We start from the raw sequence: 18,599 nt of genomic DNA, 5'->3' as shown, positions 1-18,599 counted from the left end.
TGCGACCTGACTTCAGGAAGCGGAGGGGAGGCCGTTGACCCGGCGCCAGAAGGACGAGGAGAAGGCCGGGTCCACGTAACGAGAGAAGCGCTCGCGCTCCGGGTAGTAGGCCGCGAAGTTCTCCGGAGCCATCCGCGCGTCCTTGGCCGGGTAGACCCGCCCGCCGGCCTGGCGCGTCACGCGATCCAACTCCTCCACCAGCCGGTACGTGCGCTCTCCCCGGTTGGCGAAGTCCAGCGCCAGCGTCACCCCACGCCTGGGGAAGCTCATCCACCCCGGCGAGGGCACGTCCCCGAACATCTTCAGCACCGTGAGGAAGCTGGGCATGCCGCTGCGCGCGCCCCGGTCGAGCACCTCCTTGAGCGCCGCCACGCCCGCGTCGCTCTCCGGCACCACGCACTGGAACTGCAGGAAGCCCCGGCGTCCGTAGATGCGGTTCCACCGGTGCACCCCGTCCAGCGGGTAGAAGAACGGATCATAGTGCACCAGGGCCTGGGAGGGCTTGCTGCGCTGCAGGTGGTAGTAGAGCCAGTTGAAGGCCGACACCGACAGCCGGTTGAGCGCGAAGCCCGGGAAGTCGAAGGGCACCGCCAGCCCGCCGCGGCGCGACAGGTGGCTCTTCGTCAGCGGCAGCGCGTCGAACTGAGGCGGCGCGTGGTTGCCCCGGTAGAACAGGCCCTTGCCCAGGTTGCGCCCCCGTCCCAGGCTGTCCACCCACGCCACGGTGAACTCGTAGTCCCGCTCCGACTCGCGGGCCAGCGCGAGGAACTCGTCCAGGTTGGAGAAGGTGAACGTCTCCTGAAGGACGTAGGGGTTGCTCATCCGCCGCAGCTGGATGTCCGCCCAGGTGATGAGCCCGGTGAGCCCGAGGCCGCCGATGGTGGCCTCGTACCAGTCTCGGTTCTCCTCGAGCGAGCACACCCGCCGCGAGCCGTCCGAGCGCACCAGCTCGAAGCGCGGCACGTGCCGCCCGAAGGTTCCCGCCTGGTGGTGGTTCTTGCCGTGGACGTCGTTGGCGATGGCCCCGCCCACGCTCACGAACTTGGTGCCCGGCGTCACCGGGAGGAACCAGCCCTGCCACGTCACCAGCCGGAGGATGGCGTCCAGCGTGACGCCCGACTCGCAGCGCAGCACCCCGGTGGCCGGATTGAAGTCCAGGAAGCGGTCCAGCCGCGACGTCGTCAGCAGCGTACCGCCCGCGTTGAGGCACGAGTCGCCGTAGCTCCGGCCCTGCCCGTACGGCAGCAGCGTGCCTCCACCGGCCGGTACCGGCAGGGCGTCCGAGGCCCACGTGACGGGGCTCGTCCGTTGCGCCTTCACGCGCGGGTAGCGTCCCCAGGATGCCCGTTCCGTTCCCACGTCCGTCCGTTCCTCTCTCTCCTTATATATGCGCGGCACCGTGAAGGCCCTGGCTGGACGCGTGCTCCCCTCGCGAGGGGACTCACTCGGGGCGGGCGATGAGGAGCGTCTGCAGCGGCAGGTGGCGCACCGGCCGGACGCTCTCGATGCGGAAGCCCGCGTCGTCCAGGAAGCCCTCCACCTCCGCGGGGGCGTACGCCGCCGCCTTCGAGGTGAGGAAGTAGTGCAGGCCGATGAGGGGCGCGGCGCTCGGCGGCTGCTCGGCGTCCTCGCGCAGGTACTCGAGCACCGCCAGCGTCCCCTTGTGCGTCAGCGCGGTGCGCACCCGGCGCAGCAGCGCCACGTTCTGCGCGGGCGACAGGTGGTGCACCACCTGGAAGAGGAGCACCGCGTCATACGGGCCCCCCAGCTCCGAGGTGAGGATGTCTCCCTCCTTGTGCGTCACCACGTGCGACAGGCCCGCCCGGGAGATGATTTCGCGCCCCACCCGGACGCTGCCCTCCAGGTCCAGCACCGTGGCCTTCAGCCCCCGGTGCCGGCGGCACAGCTCCGCGGCGTACCAACCGTGCGCCCCCCCGAGGTCCAACACCTGCCGCGCTCCCCTGGGCAGCGGAATGGAGCGGGCCACCTCGGGCGCGGACAGCCGCGACATCTGGTGCATGGCGTGGATGTAGGAGCGCCAGCGCGGGTCGTCCGGAGCGAAGTGGTGGATGTCCACCGCCTCCCCCGTGCGGATGGCGTCCTCCAGGTGGCTCCACCACTCCCACTGGGTGTAGTTGAAGTCCAGGAAGCCGCCCACGTACTGCGGCGAGCGCGGATCCAACCAGCGCCGGGCGCTGTCGGCCATCCGGTAGCGGCCCTTCTTGCGCTCCACGGCCTCGCAGGCCTCGAGCGCCTCCAGGAGCGCGCGCGTGCCCTCGGGAGACAGCTTCAGCCGCGCCGCCAGCTCCTCCACCGTGGCCGAGCCGTCGGCGAGCGCCGCGAAGAGGCCCAGCCGCTCCCCGGCCATCAGCGTGCGCGAGGCCATCATCCCGAAGAAGGCGTGCGCCAGCGGCTTGGGCGCCAGGTTCAGCCAGTCCGCCACGCGCTCCAGCAGGCTGTCCGCCTTGAGCCCGAGCCTCATCGTCCCTCCTGGCGGCCGCGCCGCCGTACCGCCACGAGCAGTCCCAGGCCCGCCACGGCCAGGGAGTCCTCCGGGCCCAACAGGCAGCCCACGCGCTCGGCCTGGCGGATGCCGGTGTAGCGGCACTGGCCCTGGGCGCAGCTGAAGCGCGACGCGCAGTCGGCGCTGCTGCGGCAGGCCCCACCCGGACGGCCCGTGGAATCATCGGCCTCGGGGTTGTCCCGATCCGCGCCCCCGCCGCCCACCGAGGCGTCCGGGACGTCGAATACGCTGCCCGCGTCCGGGGTGCCGGCGTCCTGGGCTCGTCCCGCCAGCGGGAGGAGCAGGGTGAGGGTGAGGGCGAGGCGTGGCAGGGTGCGGCGGATCGGGGGAATGTCCTTCATGGAGGATTCCAACCTATCTGCCCGGCAGGCTGGATGCATCTCCTCGGAAGGCGGCACTTACGGTCGGGCGGGCTTTTGGTTAGGGTGGCGACGCGATGGCTCCCCGAATCCTCGTCGTCGATGACAACCAGGAGCTGCTCACGCTCCTCACCCAGCTCTTCGAAGATGCAGGTTATGAAGTGGTCGGAGCGAGCAAGGGCAAGCAGGCCGTCGAGGTCTCGCGTGCCCAGCCTCCAGCGGTGGCGGTGCTCGATATCCTCCTGCCCGACATGATGGGCTACCACCTGGCGGACGCGCTGAGGAAGGATCAGCCCCAGCTCCCGCTCGTCTTCATCACCGGTGTCTTCAAGGGTGGCAAGCACGCCATGGAGGCGCGGCAGAAGTACGCGGCCGCGGGCTACTTCGAGAAGCCCTTCGAGGCCGCCGCGCTGCTCGATGCGGTGCGCAAGCTGGTGCCCGTCGAGAAGAAGGCCCCCACGGCCACCCCCTCGGACGACGCCTTCGATGTGGAGCTCGACATCGACGTGGAGGAGGAGGGCCCCCAGGACGCGATGGAGCTGACGGGCCGCATCAAGGTGACGGGGGGCGACAACCTCACCGCGGAGATCCGCGGCGCCAACCTCACCGCGAACCCCCTGCACAAGGTGCCGGTCACCCTGGTGCGTCCGCCCGTGCCGGGCCGTCCGGCGGAGCCGCTGCCCGTGGGCGCGGGCTCGCCGGGCAGCCGCCGCGGGGACTTCAAGGACAACCTGCCCTCGCTCATCACCGCCTTCTACCTGTCGCGCGAGACGGGAGAGCTGGGCGTGCAGCGCGGCAAGGTGAAGAAGGTCGTCTACTTCGAGCGTGGCACCCCGGTGTTCGCCCTGTCCAACCTGCTGGCGGACCGCTTCGGCCAGTTCCTGGTGCGCGTGGGGAAGATCAAGCCCGATCAGCTCCAGGACGCCTCGGCGGTGGCCACGGCGAGCAACCGGCGCACCGGAGACGTGCTGGTGGAGCGCGGCCTGCTCAAGGACACCGAGCGCCTGTACTACGTGGGCCAGCAGGTGAAGGCCATCATCTACTCGCTCTTCTCGTGGGAGGACGGCACCTACGTGATGAGCTTCAAGGAGAAGGCCGCGGCCGAGTCCATCAAGCTGGACGTGCACCCGGCCAACCTCATCGTCCGGGGCATCAAGAAGCTCTACAAGCCCGAGCGCCTGCGCCGCATGCTGCGTCCGGAGGACCGGCTCATCCCGGCGGTGGCCCCGGCGTACCAGCTGCACGAGGTGGAGCTGGAGCGGTGGGAGGCGGAGCTGCTGCCGCGCATCGACGGCAACCGCACGGTGGGGGAGCTGATCGCCTACGCCAACCGGCCGGAGCAGGTCGTCTACGGCTACCTGGTGTCGATGATGTCGCTGGGCATCCTCGAGGCGCGGAGCAACAACTAGGGACACCTACCCGGTGGGGGTGCTGCCCCCGCCGGGCTCACAGCCGGTTGACGATCCAGAAGAGGCCGAGCGCGGCGGAGCCGACGGCCACGAGGCGCTGGAGACGCTCGGCCAGGGTCGAGTCCAGACGGGCGAGGCCCTCGGCGAGGAGCAGGCCCACGGCGCCCATGCCCACGAGGATGCCGAGCGCGAAACCGGGGAGGTAGGTCCACCCGGAGGACTGCAGGCTGCCGCCCACCAGGAGCGGGGGGAGGGCCAGCAGCAGCGAGCGCACACCACTGACGGCCATGAGGGCGCCGGCCGCGGTGGTCACCCGCTCATGCATGTGGGAGTCGTGCAGGTGGGAGTGGGGCTCCTGCGTGTGGCCGGGGAGGTGGGGGTGGCCGTGGCGCAGCACGTTGGGGAAGAGGAAGGCGGTGACGGCGAGGGCGACGAGCACCATGCCGCCGAACACCTCGGCCCAGCGCTCGAAGGTCTCCGAGAGACCCACGCCGGCCATGAGACAGAAGGTGGCGACGCCGCCGAGCACGGCGGCATGGCCGAGGGCGAAGCGCAGCGCGACGAGGAAGGTGGTGCGGCGCCGGGCGGGGCCCAGGGTGCCGAGAGTGGCCATGGCGGCGCAGTGGTCCGGCCCCACCGCGTGGAACAGGCCCTGGCCGAGACCGACGAGGAATGCCAATAAGAGGGGCGACACGAGGGCCACCCTAACCCCCCTTCGCGTCCGAGGCCAGCAGGAGGGTTGCACGTGTTTCCCATCTACCGAAGCCGTCTGGCGGTGATGCTGCTCGCGGTGGGGTGCCTGGTCCTGGGGGCATGCCGGAAGGACGAGGGAGCCGAGAGGCTCGCCCGGGCCCAGGGGAAATACGCGGACCTGGTGGAGCGGGGCGTGCCGCCGAGAGACCCGGCCTGGGACGGCGTCATCTCCGAGCTGGAGTCGGTGCCTGGGGAGTCGAAGGCGCGGCCCGAGGCGGAGCGGCGGCTCGCGGCCATCCGGCGGCTGCGGGCGCCCCTGCCGCCCCGGCCACTGGCGAGGCCCGACGAGCCGGATGGGGGCTCGCTCTCGCTGGACGAGCACGGACACCCGATGCAGGGGCATCCGATGCATGGGCACCCCGAGGAGGGTGACGGCGGAAGGTGACTGGAAAAGTCGGGTTTGCGAAGGAGCGCGGATGGGTTATCCAAGCATACCCATGCCCATTCCCCAGACAGGTACGCAGGCGCCGGACTTTCAGTTGAAGGACCAGAACGGCAACGACGTGAAGCTCTCGCAGTTCCGGGGCAAGAACGTCGTCCTCTACTTCTACCCGAAGGATGACACCCCGGGATGCACGCGGGAGGCGTGCGACTTCCGGGACCAGCACTCGGCGGTGCGCGAGGCGGGCGCGGTGGTGCTGGGCGTGTCGCCGGACACGACGGCGAGCCACCAGAAGTTCGCCACGAAGTTCTCGTTGCCCTTCCCGCTGCTGGCGGACACCGAGCGCCAGGTGTGTGACGCCTATGGCGTGTGGGGTGAGAAGTCGCTGTATGGCCGGAAGTTCCAGGGCGTGACGCGCGCCACCTTCCTCATCGACACGGAGGGCAAGGTGGCGCGCGTGTGGCCGAAGGTGAAGGTGGATGGACACGTCGACGAGATTCTCGAGTCGCTGTCGGGTGGTGCGTCCGCGGAGACGCCCTCTGCGGTGCGCGAGCCGGTGAAGAAGAAGAGCGTGGCGAAGAAGGCGGCACCGGCGAAAAAGGCGGTAGCGAAGAAGGCAGCACCCGCGAAGAAGGCCGTAGCGAAGAAGTCCACCACCCGCCGCCAGTAGTCCCGTGTAGCCCACTTCCCCTCTCCCTCTGGGAGAGGGACGGGGTGAGGGTCTATCCCTCTCCGGGTTGAACCCTGGCGCCGAGCCGCGCGCTCCCTCGCTCGTGGGTCGACAGGAGAGCGAGCATCCCTTGCCCGCCCGCTCGCTGCTACCGGCCATCCACGCGCATGCCCACCCCTGTCCCTAAGGAACGGACAACGACAGGGGAGACGGTCATGAGGAAGACGGGGATGAAGCTGGCACTGCTCGGAGCGGTGGCGGGGGCGGGGCTGCTCATGGGGTGCGAGGACTACGGACGCTCCTGGGCACAGACGTCCCAGCAGGAGGACTACTACCCGGACGAGAAGGGCGAGGGCATCAGCCTGCGTCGGGGGTCCAATACCGGATTCCCCCGGCACATCCCGCTCACGGCGGGAGACGAGGCGGCATCGGGGACGGGTGGTTCGGGTGTGGCGCGGGACGACTCGCAGAGCAAGGCCGTGCCCCAATCCGAGCTCGATGCGCGGGTTCAGGAGGGCCTCTGGCTGAAGCAGGACGAGCGCGTGCCGTACCCACCGCCGCGGTTCGACTCCCTGGCGGCCATCGCGCTCGGGACGGGCAGGCCGCTGAAGGCGGGTCCGAATGGAGCGTGGATTCAAGGCACCTATGCCGTCGAGCTGGGCTCGGGCAACCTCCTGGCGAGCCCGGCGCCCTCCAGCGGCTCGGTGCAGCCACAGACACCGCCGGTAGGCGAGCAGTCGCTGCCGCAGGGCCAGGGAACGCCGGAGGAGCAGGAGGGGGCGAGGACGGGCCGGCAACAGTTGGACCCGCGCAAGTAGAGCGGCCGGGTGGCCCCGCTGGAGAGGGGCCGGGCGAGCAGGGGCTCGCCAGAAACCCGCTCGGTAGCCCGGAGGCATCCGGGTGGCCATCCCTGAATGCGCGGCGTGGCCCGCTCCTCGCATGACGCGGAGGGCGGGCGGAGCGAGGGACGCGGTCCCTGGAGACGGACATGCACGATCGTGGTTTCAGACGGTGGGTGGTGTTGGGGGCACTGACCTCTGCCTCGTGGCTGGTGGCGGCGTGCGGACTGCTGCCGCAGCAGCCGGGGAACGACTCCTTCGAGCCGGGTCAGGTCCGGGATCCGGCGCTCGCTGGGTACAACGGGACCATCAAGGACATCCCCACCAGCATCGATCCCCGGACGCCACAGACGGATGGCACGCAGGGGCGCTCGCTGCTGATGGACTCCGGGGAGCGCGCCCTGCGCGAGCAGCGGGGCGAGGAGGGCGTGGGCGGTGGCGGTCCGGCCCCGGTTCCGGGAAGCCCCCTGTACATGAACCAGGGTGCGCAGGGCGGAGCCCTCAGACCCTCGCGCGAGCTGCCGGCGGCGCAGGTGCCGCCGATGAAGTCCTCCGAGCCCTCGTCTCCGGACTCGAGACCGCAGGTGCACCCCAAGTAGGGCGGACACAGGACGGCGGCCTCCCGCGGAGGGAGGCGGGGAGCGCGCGGTAGGACCTCCTCCGCCTGGGGAGGGAGCCTGCCCGGAGCCTGGCTCCACACGACTTCAGAGGGATGACCCGCCTTCCTTCGCGGAGGAGAGCGGGAGGGAAGACGGCTCACGCGAGCCGTCATGGATCCGGGTGGCCATACCGGCTGCCCGAGAATGGGAGAGGTGCGAGATGCGCGGAAACATTCGCAAGTGGATGGTGGTGGGTGCGCTGGCCTCGGCGTCGCTGCTGTTCCCGGCGTGCAGCGATACCAACCGGGGCGGGGCGCAGACCGAGACGGGCACGGGTGGCGCCGGCAGCGTGGGGATGGAGGACCAGGGCATCGGTGGTGCCGGTGGCGCCGGTGACGTGCAGATGGATGAGCAGGGCATCGGTGGCGCCGGGGGTGCCGGTGGGGCGAAGAAGGGCACCCGGGGCGGAGCCACGGACGCGGGCATGTCCCCGGCGGACGCGGGCATGTCCCCGGCGGACGCGGGCACGGGTGGCGCGGGCCTGGGTGACGAGAACCAGGAACTGGGCACCCCGGGCGAGGGCGTCACGGGCGAGCAGGACGTCAACAACAGCCCGGCCGGGACGGGTGGCGCCAAGCGCTAGGCGAGGCGCCCCGGTGGAAGGAGGCTAGCGGGACGCCAGCATCACTTCGGTGGGGTCCTTCCCGTTGAAGGAGCTGGCGAGCCCGTGCGCGAGGGCGCGGTGCTCGGCGTCACCGAGCGTGGCCAGACGGTCCTCGGGGCCGTGGGCGAAGCGTGCCTCGAGCCGGGCCAGGCGGCGGTGGGCCTCCTCGATGCGGGAGCGGGGCACGCGGCCGGACTCGACGGCGCGCACGAGCGCCTCGATGGCGCGGCGCTGAACGTCGGCCTTGTGGCAGACGAGGAAGAGGTCCACGCCGGCCAGGGTGCCGAGCACGGCGGCCTCCTCCACGGAGTAGTAGTCGGCGATGGCCTTCATCTCCAGGTCATCGCTGACGAGCACGCCATCGAAGCCCAGCTCCTGGCGCAGCACGCCGTGAAGCACGCGGTGGCTCATGGTGGCGGGCACCTTCGGGTCGAGCGCGTCGAAGAGCACGTGCGCGGTCATGAGCGAGGCGAGCCCGGCCTGGGCGAAGGAGCGGAAGGGCACGAGCTCCACGCGGCGCAGACGCTCCATGTCATGAGGCAGCCGGGGCAGCGTCAGGTGGCTGTCCGACTGGGTGTCACCGTGCCCGGGGAAGTGCTTGCCGCACGAGGCGACGCCACCGGCCTCGAGGCCGCGAGCCAGGGCGACGCCCATGCGGGCCACCTCGTCGGGGTCGCGGCTGAAGCTGCGGTCGCCGATGACGGGGTTGGCGGCATGGGTGTCCACGTCGAGCACGGGCGCGAAGTCCCAGTCGAAGCCCACGGCGCGCAGCTCGTGCGCGAGCAGCCGGCCCACGCGCTCGACGAGCTCCAGGTCGCCGCGTTGACCGAGCTCGCGCATGGGGGGAAGGGTGGTGAAGGGCTCGCCGCGCAGGCGCGCCACGCGGCCACCCTCCTGGTCCACCGAGAGGATGAAGGGGCGGCCCGCGCGCGCCTTGACCTCGCGGCACAGGGTGGCCGTCTCCTGCGCGGTCCCCACGTTTCGCTTGAAGAGGATGGCGCCGAAGATGCCGTCGTCCATCAACGAGGCGAAGTCATCGTCGATGCGCTGGCCGGGGAAACCCACCATGAAGAGCCGGGCACAGTCGCGGTAGAGGGCATTGCTCATAGGGGCACCACCTTGTCACGCTCCGTGCGGTCCGGGGAGGGGAGAGCGGGCCTGTTGTCGGCTCCCGTGCGCGGCCGCCTGCTCCTCCGTCGGGAATGCCGCATCCGGCTGGTAGGCGGGCGGGCGGGAGACCCCTTCCGGCTACTCCCCCTCCTGGGGTGGTTGGCGGGGGACTTCCGCCACCCCAGGCTTGCCTGGGGGCTCGTGTGAAGCCGAGGGCGAAGAGGACACTCAAAGGTGTCACCTGGGGCGTGCTCGCCATCGTGCTCACGGTGCTGCTGTACGGAGTCCTCATCGAGCCGCGCTTCATCGTGGACGTCGAGCACGAGGGGGTCTCCCTGCCGGGGTTGCCTCCGCAGTGGGAGGGCCAGCGGATCGCCGTGGCTGGCGACTTCCAGGTGGGCATGTGGATGGACAACGAGGGGGCCATGCGGAAGGCGGTGGCACGAATCCTCGAGCTGCGGCCCGCGGCGGTGCTGCTCGCCGGGGACTTCATCTATGAGCCGGGGCCCGAGAGCACCGGGAGGAAGGTCGCCGGTATCATCGACATCCTGCGCCCGCTCACGCGGGAGGGGTTGCCGACGTTCGCGGTGCTCGGCAACCACGACTACGGGATGATGACGGAGGACGAGGCGCCCGAGCCCGAGGCCTCGGAAGAGATGGCGAGGGGGTTGGAGTCCATCGGCATCCGGGTGCTGCGCAACGAGTCCGTGCCAGTGGTGGTGGACGGGGCGCCGCTCTACATCGTGGGGGTGGACGGGCACTGGCCGGGCCGGGACAGGCCGTTGAAGGCGTTGCTGGGAGTACCTCGGGGGGCTCCGCGCATCGTGCTCATGCACCACCCCGACTCGTTCCCGGGCTTTCCGGAGGGCTCGGCACCGTTGGCCGTGGCGGGACACACCCACGGAGGACAGGTGCGCATCCCATTCCTGCCGCATTGGAGCTGGCGCGAGCTCGCCGTGGAGGGCGAGGTCCACACGGACGGGTGGATCGACGACGCGGGTTTCGGCGCTTCGGGGAACCGGCTCTACATCAACCGGGGTATCGGCATGAGCGTGGTGCCCATCCGCATCAACTGCACTCCCGAGGTGACGGTGTTCACGCTGCGGCGCGAGGAGCAGCGACCCTCGTCGGGGAACACGCGGCCTTCGGCGGCGTGGCGAGGGCAGGGCGAGAGGCGCTAGACCTTCGCCCGCCGTGTGCTTGAGGGCGGCGCGCCATGTCTGGACCGCATGACCTCTTCGCCCGCTACACCTCCCGCTCGTCATGTACCACGGGCCGGAGGGGCGCTGGACGGCGCCACGCCGGGTGGAGGACCTCTTCGAGCTGCCAGGGGGTGAGCAAGAGCGGGAGCGGTGGGGAGTGCTGGTGCCGCGCTTCGAGTACCTGCTCGATGACCTGACGGCCGAGCGGGAGGAAGCGCTGCGCGCGCGTCCTGGGCCGCCGCTGGCCCGGCTGGCCTGGCTCGTGTTGCGCCATGGGCGTAGCGAGGAGTTGGCTCGGAAGCTACCGGAGTGGGTGGCGCTCTTCGCCCAGGTGCAAGCGGGCCCGGAGGGGGGCGAGCATCTGGTGGTGCTCATCCGTTACCTGCTGTGGGTGGGGGACGAGGCCGTGCATGAAGCGGCCGGGCGGGTGTTACATTCGGTGGTGGATGCCCAACGAGCGGAGGAGTTGATGCGGAGCTATGGCGAACAACTCATCGAGCGGGGACGCCAACAAGGCAGGGAAGAGGGCCGGAACGAGGGCCGGAAGGAGGGGCTGGCGCAGGGACTGAGCCAAGGGCGTGCCGAGGACGTCCTGCGGATTCTCTCCGCACGGGGTGTGCATGCCGACGAGGCAGCCCGGCAGCGCATCCTCACCTGCACAGACGTGGCCACCCTCGACCGCTGGTTCGAGCGTTCCCTGAACGCCACCACCCTTTCCGAAGTGCTGGACGACCTCTCACAGTAGTTTCCCCGCATCCAGCCCAGTACGAGGAGCGACCATGCCAGCCACGCTCGAGGAACTCGACAAACCCGTCATCATCGGTCGCTCGAGTTCGCACTTCACGCGCGTCACGCGGATATTCGCCGCGGAGATGCGCATCGACCATTCCTTTCAAGTGGTGCGCGATCTCATGTCCTCCGATCCGGGGGACTATGGCGGCAACCCCGCGCTCAAAATACCGGTCTTGCGGACGCCCCGAGGTGTCTGGTTCGGTGCGCTCAATGTCTGTCGCGAGCTCTGGCGGCGGGCGGAACCCAGACCCCGCGTGGTATGGCCGGAGGACCTCGACGAGCCGTTGCTTGCCAATGCGCAGGAGCTCGCTCTTCAGGCCATGGCGACGGAAGTGTCGCTGATCATGGGCAGGCTGGCCGACGCCAGCGACAGCAATGCCCACCACGCGAAGATGCGGAAGAGCCTGGTCAACATGCTGTCGTGGCTGGAGGAAAACGCGAGCGCCATCCTCGCCGCGCTCCCGCCGGAGCGGGACCTGAGCTTCCTGGAGGTCACGCTCTTCTGCCTCGTGACGCATCTGGAGTTTCGGGATGTCCTGCCGACCGCCTCCTATGCCGAGTTGAACGGGTTCTGCCGGCGTTTCGCGACGCGAGCCTCCATCGGCGAGACCCCCTATCGCTTCGATACGTGACGCGCGCCACGAACCGACCGCCCGTCCGTTTTACGGCGCCAGTCCCACGGAGCCCACGCCCGCGTGGAAGTGGGCTGCTCTACGGCTTCAGCTGGAGGTAGAGCAGGTCGGCGGAGCCTCGCGGCGTATAGGTGCGCCCGTCGAGCAGGATGGGAGCCTCGAAGTCACTGCCCAGCACCAGGGCGCCTCCCGGCTGCGGCGCCAGGTGGAGCCGCGTCTCGGGCCAGAACACCTCACCCTCGAGGTTCCTGTCGAAGACGCGTGACCACAGGTGGCCACCGGAGGCCGAGTAGCGGGCCACGAAGGGCATGAGCTTGCCGAAGCCGCTGGTGCGCGAGCTGCCCATCATGCCACCACCCAGGTCCATTCTGTCTCCGTAGCCGGTGATGGAGATCGTCCCATCGTCCCCGGTGACGAGCTCCCGGACGATGGCGCCCGTCCAGATGCTGCGGGTCAGCTCGCGGAGCCACCCGTCCTGTCCCGAGGCGCTCAACGTCCCGAGATACACGGAGCGCTCACTGCTGGTGGGGTCCAGGGGATTCCCCCCGGTGTAGACGCTGTTGCCAAAGGAGAAGGTGAGCGCGAGCTCGGCCACGAAGGTCACCTTGTCGGTGCCCAGCGGGCTCACGTCCACGATGGCGCCCTTGGTGCCGGTGAAGACCCGCCGCCACAGCTCGTTGCCGGAGGGGCCGTACTTCACGATGAACGGATGCGGGGCGGGTGCCGGGCTCCCGATGTACGTGTCGGCGCTTGCTTCCACGCCGACGAGCACGTTGCCGGCGGTGTCCGTGGCCACCGTCCGGGCCATGGTCGAGTTGAGGTACGTGGCCGAGGGGAAGGCCTTGGACCAGAGGTGCTGGCCCGTCCAGGAGAACTTCGCGAGGAAGCCACCGGGCACCGCGTCGCCCGAAATGAAGTCGAGGCTCGAGGTGCCGGCGAAGAGCGTCCCTCCGCCGAGGTCCAGGTTGCCGTGGAAGCCGCCGCTGACGATGAGGCTGCCCTGGGCATCCGTGGCCACCGCTTGCACGTAGACGGGCAGGGTCTCGGGGCCTTCTCCATAGTCGTAGCTGGCCACGAAGCCGCGAGCCCAGACGGGCTGGCCGGTGGGCGAGAGCTTCGCCACGAAGAACGCGTTGAAGGCGCGGTTGTCGTAGCTCGCGGGGGCGGTGGGCAGCGGGCCCGTGCCCAGGTCCGGCGAGCCGCCGTAGCCGCCCACCACGAGGATGTTGCCCTCGGGCGTCACGGTGAGGGAGCGCACCCGCACGTCACCCGTCGTCACCTGGCGGCTCCACACGGGCGTGCCGTCCGCGCCATGGCGCGCGAGGGCGAAGCCGGTGCCGGTGGGGAAGGGCGCCTCGCCGAGGTGGCCGGCGGCCACGAAGCCCCCCGCGACGTGGCTGGTCAGGGCCTGGAGCCGCTCGGGGCCCGAGCCACCGTAGTGCCGCGTCCACCCGGTGAGGCCGCCGCCCGTGCCGCGGTACGTGCAGTAGGTCTCCGACTCCAGGGTGAGGCGCAGCTCGCTCGAGGGCACGTCCTGCGAGACGAAGTCCACCCCGTTGGTGGACTCGGGAACGAGGCCGAAGCTGTAGGCGCCTTCCCCGCCCACCACGTTCGACACGTCGTACTCCACCCAGGTGTTGGCGTCGATGGCGCCGAGGTTGCCCAGCGGAGCGCCGAGGAGGGCGGGCCGGGTGTTCCAGTCGAAGTCGTAGGTCGCCCAGTCGTCGCTGACGCGATGGAGCAGTGGACCGTCCGGAGTCTGGTCCACGGCGTGCAGTTGCAGCTTCGCCTCGCGCACGTGCCAGCCCGTGGGGATGGAGACGTAGAACTTCAGGTAGCTCTCCAGCCGGGGCGAGCCGTCCACCAGCAGTTGTGACTCGCCACTGGAACGGCGCGTGGGCTCGCTCTGGGATGCATACCCGTCGGCGTGCGGCTCGACGTACCAGAACTGGCTCTCCGTTCGCGGCATGCACTCCGCATCCGCGCGGGTCGTGGCCTGCTCCTGTTTCAGGATGGAGGACGCCTGTTCCTCTCCTTCCTCTCCTCCGCAGTGGGTCAGCAGCGCCAGGGTCGCGCACCCTCCCACGAACTTCATTCCCCACGACCTCGCGAGCTTCATCGTTCCTCCGGTGCTGAGTGGTCCGCGCGGCGCCGGATGCACTCGACATGCCCGGGGAGTTCCGTCCCGGAGGACCGTTGGAGGCGCGAGATTCCACGTCACGGTGACGAAGTGGGCAGGAACGTGACCCGGAGTGAGAAGAGGGGTGCTCCGGGTTGGGAAGCCCGGCGCCCGCGAGTCAGCAGTCACCGAGCGGCGTCAATTGGTACTCGACCCGGGGCGGTACGACGGGATGGGCCGTCCGTGTCACGAGGCCATCGCGCTCGAGTTGCCGCGGGCTCTAGTGGGGGGCTGCCGTGAACCACAGGAGGTGTTCCACTTTGTGCCATCCCTCCTGTGTCCCGGGCGAAATGGTCGCGTTGTTTCGTGCCGTGAGCTCCGCCTGGTATTTCTGGTGGGCCTCCTGCGCTGTCCTGCCATACCCCATGACGTAGGCGTACATGAAGTATTGCGTCGAGAAGCCATACTGGCTGGCGTTGTTGGGCTCCTTGTAGACAAGGGCGACGAGAACGCCTCCCCCTGGGGGGATGTGGTTCCGGGTGCCTGCGAGGATCTTGTCCAATGCCTCCTGGGTCGGGGCTCGGTTGGACAGGGCCACCAGTCCACCCATGATCCATTCCAGAACGTTGGCGCTCCAGCCATACGACTTCGGTCTCACGACGACCCGCTGCACCTTGCCAGCCCGCTGGATGTCGACAGGCACGCAGCGGAGTTTGTGGGAGACGGTGGCCGGGGTCGAGCGGACCTTGGGAACAGAGGAGGAGGCGGGCCTGGCGGGCCCTGTCGTCTTCACGGTGGGCTTCCGCACGGGAGGGGCGCTCGGGGAGGGCTGGGGAACGGGGCGTCCGAGGATCGCCTTGCCGGGAACCTCTTTCTCCGAATACTTCTTCGAGGGGGTCAGGGAAATGTGTTGGAGCTTGAGCTCCTGGGTGTAGTCCGCATAGCGGATGTCGGGCAACGTGTAGTCAGGGGGGATCGGGATCTTCTGCCACATCTTCTCGATACCCGCGCCATTGCCCCGGTTGATGCGGTGATCCACCAGGGCTAGGCGCACGTACTGGTACCCGTACATCTGTGCGCGGACCTTGGTGTAGATGTGGTCCACGTCGTACTGGGCATTCGTCGGAAGACTGCCAAACGCTTTCACCCACGCGTTCTTGTACCCGGCGAAGCTGGGGCTCACCCACAGTTGCTGTTCGCCGGAGTAGCTGTTGATGAGGATGGCGTTGGCTGACGAGTATCCTTTCAGTGGAACCGAGCGGCCCACATACTTTTCCAGGGACGCCAGGCTCTTGGCGGCGATGGGAATCTGCTCGGTGTTCGTCATGGCACGCTCTGGGGCGGGGCGGGGAGCCTGGACCCAGAGAGTCAAACATGTGGCTGCTTGGAGGTGCAACCCGATCCACTCAGCCCATGACGGGGAGGAGGAGTGCGGAGGGGTGGGCGGGGTCGTGGAAGACGGCCTGGTCCGCGGGGACGAGTGTCTTCGCGGAGCCGAGGGGCTCCCCGCTGCCCGGGTTGCGAGCGAAGCGGGGATGTGCACCGCTGGAGACCTGGAGGCGGATGCGGTGGCCCGCGAGGAAGCGGTGGGCGGTAGGCCACAGGTCGATGGAGACACGCAAGGTGCCGTCGGGCTCGGCCTGGGGCTGACCGGGGACGAGGCGCAGCAATCCATCGCAGACGTTGATGGATCTGCCCGAGGGGTCGACGTCGCACAGCCGGGCGAAGAAGTCGGTGTGCGGGAGGCTGGAGCGGACGAAGAGCTCGGCGCGGACGGGGCCAATGACTTCCAGGTCCCGCTCCAGCGGAGCGCTGGTGTACGTGAGGACGTCGGGTCTGGCTTCCAGCGGGCGATTGTTCCTCGGGCCCGCGTCACTCGTCAGGAGCGCGCCGCCCAGGGAGGGAGTGGGATCCGCCGGGTCGTAGCGGTAGCGGTCGGGCTCCGAGGCGGCGGGCGTGGCGGGAGCAAGGCCCCGGCCGGGTTGCAGGTGCCAGCGCCGGGTCTGGACGCCAGGAGGAGGCCACTCGGAGAAGTCGCGCCAGGTGTTGGCACCCATGACGAAGACGCGAACGGGAGCCTCGCGCAACTGACCGCGGTCACCCTTGAGGTGGGCCTTGAGCCACACGAGTGACTCACGCGCGGCTGCCGCCATTCCCGAGGGAGCGCCGTGCGTCCAGGGCCCGATGGTCAGATAGGGCGCGCGGCCGGCCCGGCGGAGCGCGGCGTAATCGTTCACGGTCCAGGGCAGGAAGATGTCGTACCAGCCGCCGATGAGGTGGACGGGCGCGGTGACCTCGGGGACCGAGGCGCTGAAGTCGGCGGCGTTCCACCACGGGTCGCCGGGTTCGGGGTGCTCGAGCCAATCCTGGAAGAACGGCACCCGCTCTCCGACCGCCAGCGCGTCCACCTCGTTCAACGGCAGGTGTTTGAAGAGGGGCTTGAGCTTGCGCTTCGCGCCGAGCTGCGCGAGGAGTGGGGACTTCTCCTGGTTGCGGACGAGGTGGGTCCAGGACAGCGTGGTATCGAGCGAATAGGCACCGCCCGCGTAGGTCTGGCTGCGGAACTCGGACGCGGTCACGTGCGCCACCATGGCCTTCAGGACCGGTCCCGCGTCACGGGCCACCGCCCACTGCACGAGCCCCAGGTAGCTGGCCCCATGCGTGGCGAGCTCGCCGGAGAACCAGTCCTGCTTCTTCACCCACTCGATGGTGGCCAGACCATCGGCCCGCTCGTTGCGGAACGGGTCGAGCTGGCCGCCCGAGCCGAAGGTGCCGCGGACGCTCTGGACGAGCACCTGGAAACCGCGCTCGGCGAAGAGCCTGCCGTACAGGAGCCCGAAGAGACCGCGTCTGCCATAGGGCGAGCGCACGAGGAGCGTGGGGAGCTTGCCACCGCCACGGGGGGCATGGCGGTCGGCCAGCAGCTTGATGCCATCGGGCATGGGCACTTCGAGGTCCCGCTCGACGATGACGTCCTGGGTATCGGCCGGAGGCAGCTCGATGAGGCGTGCGAGGAGGCGGCTTGCGATGGTCATGGCCGCTCATGATGACACGTCAGCGGACCTCCACCTCCTGGAACACCACGCCGTCCAGCTCCAGGCGCTTCACCGCATCCACCATGCGTTCGCTGGCGAGGATGAAGCCGGGCGCGTCGCGGAAGCGGAAGATGTCGAGGTCCTTGGGCAGCGACGAAGCCTCGGGCCAGAACTTTTTCGGGAGGGGGTTCTGGTTGCTACCGCAGGTGGGGCAGATGGGCTTGCGATCTGGTGAAAGGCACTCGGGGTGGAATTGGCCGTGCAGTTCCAACTGCAGCTCCAGCAACTCCGGGTGGTTCTTCTGCCGGAAGCGTACCTTGATGGGACAGCCCTGGAGTCCCCGCACACCGGCCGCCTGCAAACGCTCCAGTGCCTCGCGGCGTGCGTAGAGTGTCCAGGGGTTCTGCATGAAGAGCTGGCCGAAGTACCCCAGGCCAGACCCCTCCACTGGACCGAATGCTGCCCCTGGCTTCAGCACGGCCCAATCAGGGACGAGCGGACGTACCAGCTCACGTAGCCGGATGAACTCCTCGTAAGGTACTGGCTCCGGCTCATGGAATTTCTCTCGCTCGGGGAGGTCAGCAGGGTCCACGCAGGGGTAATAAAGCGCTCCCAGACCACCACCCAGGCGGCAGGTCGGACACGGCTGCGACCAGTCCACGCCAGGCAGGTTCCATTTGTGTCCGGCATTCAGGTTTCCCGTGTGGCGCGGTGCTTCATCTCTTGTGAGCCTGTAGAGCTTCACGCGACTCTTCCTCCATCCAGCAACGCTGTCAGTTGGCGAAAAGCTGTGGACCCGGAAGGACGATCTGATGACCGTAAGGCACGACGGGGCCAACGATGTCGAAGCGGTAGGCCAGCTCGAAGGCTTTTCGCAGCATTTCCTCCCGCGACACTTGGCGGTGGAGATTGGCGTCCTTGAACTGTCGCCATGCTTCGTTCCATGGACCACCGTTCGCGCCGCGATGGATGCGCAGATGCACCTGCTCCGGAATGGCCATCGTCCATGCGTGGACATCGATACGATTGTTCTTGAACCACTCCCTGAATTCTTGGGCCTGGGGGAACAGGTGATGCTTGATGAGCTTCCCTTCGAGCCGGGGAAAGGCCGGGAGATAACCGTAGCGATAGCGGAAGTGGAATGCCATCCGGGGCTGTGCATCCGCTCGAAGCCCCACGCGCCGCCAGTTGCGCTGGGTGCCAGGGCCACGCACGGGAGGGCGGTAGCGCGCCAACTCCGCACCATGCGTTAGAGGCGCACGAGCCAGCGCCTCCGGGTCCACGTCCTCGCAGCCAAAGACGCCGCACATCCCTTCGTCGCATGCGAGCACGACACATTGATCCGTGCTCGGGGCTTCGCACGCGGCGGGGTCGTCTCGCTCCACGTCGTCCCACGAGTGCACGACCGGGGACGTAGCGGCACACGCGGATAGCAGCAGGAGCGCAAGAGGGACTGGTAGCGGGGACAGCGGTGGTCTGGCCATGGTTGACCGCAAAGTGTAGCGGTTCC

18 protein-coding genes and 2 pseudogenes are annotated in these 18,599 nt (G+C 69.2%); 9 read left to right on the top strand and 11 right to left on the bottom strand.

The features are described 5' to 3' along the window. Positions 1 to 12: 12 nt before the first annotated feature. The 3 genes from NR810_RS15975 to NR810_RS15965 all read right to left on the bottom strand — a co-directional run bounded on the left by NR810_RS15975 (position 13) and on the right by NR810_RS15965 (position 2,865). On the bottom strand, positions 13 to 1,359 hold the full coding sequence (locus NR810_RS15975) for an FAD-binding oxidoreductase (RefSeq protein WP_257453467.1): 1,347 nt from the start codon (positions 1,357 to 1,359) through the stop codon (positions 13 to 15). An 82-nt stretch (positions 1,360 to 1,441) separates the two neighbouring features. Continuing rightward, the gene (locus NR810_RS15970) at positions 1,442 to 2,482 is read right to left on the bottom strand and encodes an acetylserotonin O-methyltransferase (protein ID WP_257453466.1); all 1,041 of its coding nucleotides are present in this window, start codon (positions 2,480 to 2,482) and stop codon (positions 1,442 to 1,444) included. Further along, on the bottom strand, positions 2,479 to 2,865 hold the full coding sequence (locus NR810_RS15965; RefSeq protein ID WP_257453465.1) for an MXAN_6627.5 family MYXO-CTERM protein: 387 nt from the start codon (positions 2,863 to 2,865) through the stop codon (positions 2,479 to 2,481). The genes NR810_RS15970 and NR810_RS15965 overlap by 4 nt, the downstream gene beginning before the upstream one ends. A 95-nt stretch (positions 2,866 to 2,960) precedes the next feature. On the opposite strand from NR810_RS15965, the gene NR810_RS15960 reads away from it, so the two are divergent. Beyond that, positions 2,961 to 4,292, top strand: a complete 1,332-nt coding sequence (locus NR810_RS15960) for a response regulator (RefSeq protein WP_257453464.1) — start codon at positions 2,961 to 2,963, stop codon at positions 4,290 to 4,292. Between the two features lie 37 nt (positions 4,293 to 4,329). On the opposite strand, the gene NR810_RS15955 is transcribed toward NR810_RS15960, so the two are convergent. Then, entirely contained in the window at positions 4,330 to 4,986 is a 657-nt protein-coding gene (locus NR810_RS15955; RefSeq protein ID WP_257453463.1) for a HoxN/HupN/NixA family nickel/cobalt transporter, read from the bottom strand. Between the two features lie 51 nt (positions 4,987 to 5,037). Between NR810_RS15955 and NR810_RS15950 the strand changes: the two genes are divergently transcribed. From NR810_RS15950 to NR810_RS52120, 5 genes are all read left to right on the top strand, one after another. Further along, complete coding sequence (locus NR810_RS15950; protein WP_257453462.1) at positions 5,038 to 5,430, top strand: hypothetical protein; 393 nt, start codon at positions 5,038 to 5,040, stop codon at positions 5,428 to 5,430. Between the two features lie 31 nt (positions 5,431 to 5,461). Further along, positions 5,462 to 6,097, top strand: coding sequence for a thioredoxin-dependent thiol peroxidase (gene bcp / locus NR810_RS15945; protein ID WP_257453461.1), 636 nt, complete (start codon positions 5,462 to 5,464; stop codon positions 6,095 to 6,097). Between the two features lie 215 nt (positions 6,098 to 6,312). Beyond that, the gene (locus NR810_RS15940) at positions 6,313 to 6,915 is read left to right on the top strand and encodes a hypothetical protein (RefSeq protein ID WP_257453460.1); all 603 of its coding nucleotides are present in this window, start codon (positions 6,313 to 6,315) and stop codon (positions 6,913 to 6,915) included. A gap of 170 nt (positions 6,916 to 7,085) precedes the next feature. Beyond that, a complete protein-coding gene (locus NR810_RS15935) occupies positions 7,086 to 7,535 on the top strand; it encodes a hypothetical protein (RefSeq protein ID WP_257453459.1) in 450 nt (149 codons plus the stop codon). Positions 7,536 to 7,755: 220 nt separating this feature from the next. After that, complete coding sequence (locus NR810_RS52120) at positions 7,756 to 8,178, top strand: hypothetical protein (protein ID WP_306818218.1); 423 nt, start codon at positions 7,756 to 7,758, stop codon at positions 8,176 to 8,178. Positions 8,179 to 8,202: 24 nt separating this feature from the next. On the opposite strand, the gene nagZ is transcribed toward NR810_RS52120, so the two are convergent. After that, the gene (gene nagZ / locus NR810_RS15925) at positions 8,203 to 9,306 is read right to left on the bottom strand and encodes a beta-N-acetylhexosaminidase (protein ID WP_257453458.1); all 1,104 of its coding nucleotides are present in this window, start codon (positions 9,304 to 9,306) and stop codon (positions 8,203 to 8,205) included. Positions 9,307 to 9,512: 206 nt separating this feature from the next. On the opposite strand from nagZ, the gene NR810_RS15920 reads away from it, so the two are divergent. The 3 genes and pseudogenes from NR810_RS15920 to NR810_RS15910 all read left to right on the top strand — a co-directional run bounded on the left by NR810_RS15920 (position 9,513) and on the right by NR810_RS15910 (position 11,935). Further along, entirely contained in the window at positions 9,513 to 10,490 is a 978-nt protein-coding gene (locus NR810_RS15920; protein WP_257453457.1) for a metallophosphoesterase, read from the top strand. Positions 10,491 to 10,563: 73 nt separating this feature from the next. Next, a pseudogene (locus tag NR810_RS15915) lies at positions 10,564 to 11,256 on the top strand (Rpn family recombination-promoting nuclease/putative transposase); the annotation flags it as partial. 34 nt (positions 11,257 to 11,290) lie between these two features. Continuing rightward, entirely contained in the window at positions 11,291 to 11,935 is a 645-nt protein-coding gene (locus tag NR810_RS15910) for a glutathione S-transferase N-terminal domain-containing protein (protein WP_257453456.1), read from the top strand. Between the two features lie 79 nt (positions 11,936 to 12,014). Here NR810_RS15910 and NR810_RS15905 read toward each other — a convergent pair whose 3' ends face one another. The 6 genes and pseudogenes from NR810_RS15905 to sitA6 form a co-directional block, all read right to left on the bottom strand. Then, positions 12,015 to 14,054, bottom strand: a complete 2,040-nt coding sequence (locus NR810_RS15905) for a CBM96 family carbohydrate-binding protein (protein ID WP_257453455.1) — start codon at positions 14,052 to 14,054, stop codon at positions 12,015 to 12,017. Between the two features lie 178 nt (positions 14,055 to 14,232). After that, positions 14,233 to 14,316, bottom strand: a pseudogene (locus NR810_RS15900) (winged helix-turn-helix transcriptional regulator); the annotation flags it as partial. Between the two features lie 18 nt (positions 14,317 to 14,334). Then, positions 14,335 to 15,381 (bottom strand): hypothetical protein, encoded by a 1,047-nt coding sequence (locus tag NR810_RS15895; protein WP_257453454.1) that lies wholly within the window; start codon positions 15,379 to 15,381, stop codon positions 14,335 to 14,337. A gap of 79 nt (positions 15,382 to 15,460) precedes the next feature. Then, entirely contained in the window at positions 15,461 to 17,089 is a 1,629-nt protein-coding gene (locus NR810_RS15890) for a CocE/NonD family hydrolase (RefSeq protein WP_257453453.1), read from the bottom strand. A 19-nt stretch (positions 17,090 to 17,108) separates the two neighbouring features. After that, the gene (gene sitI6, locus NR810_RS15885) at positions 17,109 to 17,834 is read right to left on the bottom strand and encodes a SitI6 family double-CXXCG motif immunity protein (RefSeq protein WP_257453452.1); all 726 of its coding nucleotides are present in this window, start codon (positions 17,832 to 17,834) and stop codon (positions 17,109 to 17,111) included. A 28-nt stretch (positions 17,835 to 17,862) separates the two neighbouring features. Continuing rightward, positions 17,863 to 18,573, bottom strand: coding sequence for a SitA6 family polymorphic toxin lipoprotein (sitA6, locus tag NR810_RS15880; RefSeq protein WP_257453451.1), 711 nt, complete (start codon positions 18,571 to 18,573; stop codon positions 17,863 to 17,865). Positions 18,574 to 18,599: the final 26 nt, after the last annotated feature.

It is taken from the genome of Archangium lipolyticum, assembly GCF_024623785.1.
GTDB classification, from domain to species: domain Bacteria; phylum Myxococcota; class Myxococcia; order Myxococcales; family Myxococcaceae; genus Archangium; species Archangium lipolyticum.
The sequence above is the reverse complement of the archived record's forward strand: the minus strand, read 5'-3'. Positions and strand labels throughout refer to the sequence as shown.

What these genes read in the sequence shown, in the direction of transcription:
- NR810_RS15970 (WP_257453466.1), bottom strand. Translation starts at nt 2,482, where the DNA reads ATGAGGCTCGGGCTCAAGGCGGACAGCCTGCTGGAGCGCGTGGCGGAC.
- NR810_RS15960 (WP_257453464.1), top strand. Translation starts at nt 2,961, where the DNA reads ATGGCTCCCCGAATCCTCGTCGTCGATGACAACCAGGAGCTGCTCACG.
- NR810_RS15905 (WP_257453455.1), bottom strand. Translation starts at nt 14,054, where the DNA reads ATGAAGCTCGCGAGGTCGTGGGGAATGAAGTTCGTGGGAGGGTGCGCG.
- NR810_RS15965 (WP_257453465.1), bottom strand. Translation starts at nt 2,865, where the DNA reads ATGAAGGACATTCCCCCGATCCGCCGCACCCTGCCACGCCTCGCCCTC.
- NR810_RS52120 (WP_306818218.1), top strand. Translation starts at nt 7,756, where the DNA reads ATGCGCGGAAACATTCGCAAGTGGATGGTGGTGGGTGCGCTGGCCTCG.
- NR810_RS15940 (WP_257453460.1), top strand. Translation starts at nt 6,313, where the DNA reads ATGAGGAAGACGGGGATGAAGCTGGCACTGCTCGGAGCGGTGGCGGGG.
- NR810_RS15910 (WP_257453456.1), top strand. Translation starts at nt 11,291, where the DNA reads ATGCCAGCCACGCTCGAGGAACTCGACAAACCCGTCATCATCGGTCGC.
- NR810_RS15935 (WP_257453459.1), top strand. Translation starts at nt 7,086, where the DNA reads ATGCACGATCGTGGTTTCAGACGGTGGGTGGTGTTGGGGGCACTGACC.
- bcp (WP_257453461.1), top strand. Translation starts at nt 5,462, where the DNA reads ATGGGTTATCCAAGCATACCCATGCCCATTCCCCAGACAGGTACGCAG.
- nagZ (WP_257453458.1), bottom strand. Translation starts at nt 9,306, where the DNA reads ATGAGCAATGCCCTCTACCGCGACTGTGCCCGGCTCTTCATGGTGGGT.
- sitA6 (WP_257453451.1), bottom strand. Translation starts at nt 18,573, where the DNA reads ATGGCCAGACCACCGCTGTCCCCGCTACCAGTCCCTCTTGCGCTCCTG.
- NR810_RS15890 (WP_257453453.1), bottom strand. Translation starts at nt 17,089, where the DNA reads ATGACCATCGCAAGCCGCCTCCTCGCACGCCTCATCGAGCTGCCTCCG.
- NR810_RS15895 (WP_257453454.1), bottom strand. Translation starts at nt 15,381, where the DNA reads ATGACGAACACCGAGCAGATTCCCATCGCCGCCAAGAGCCTGGCGTCC.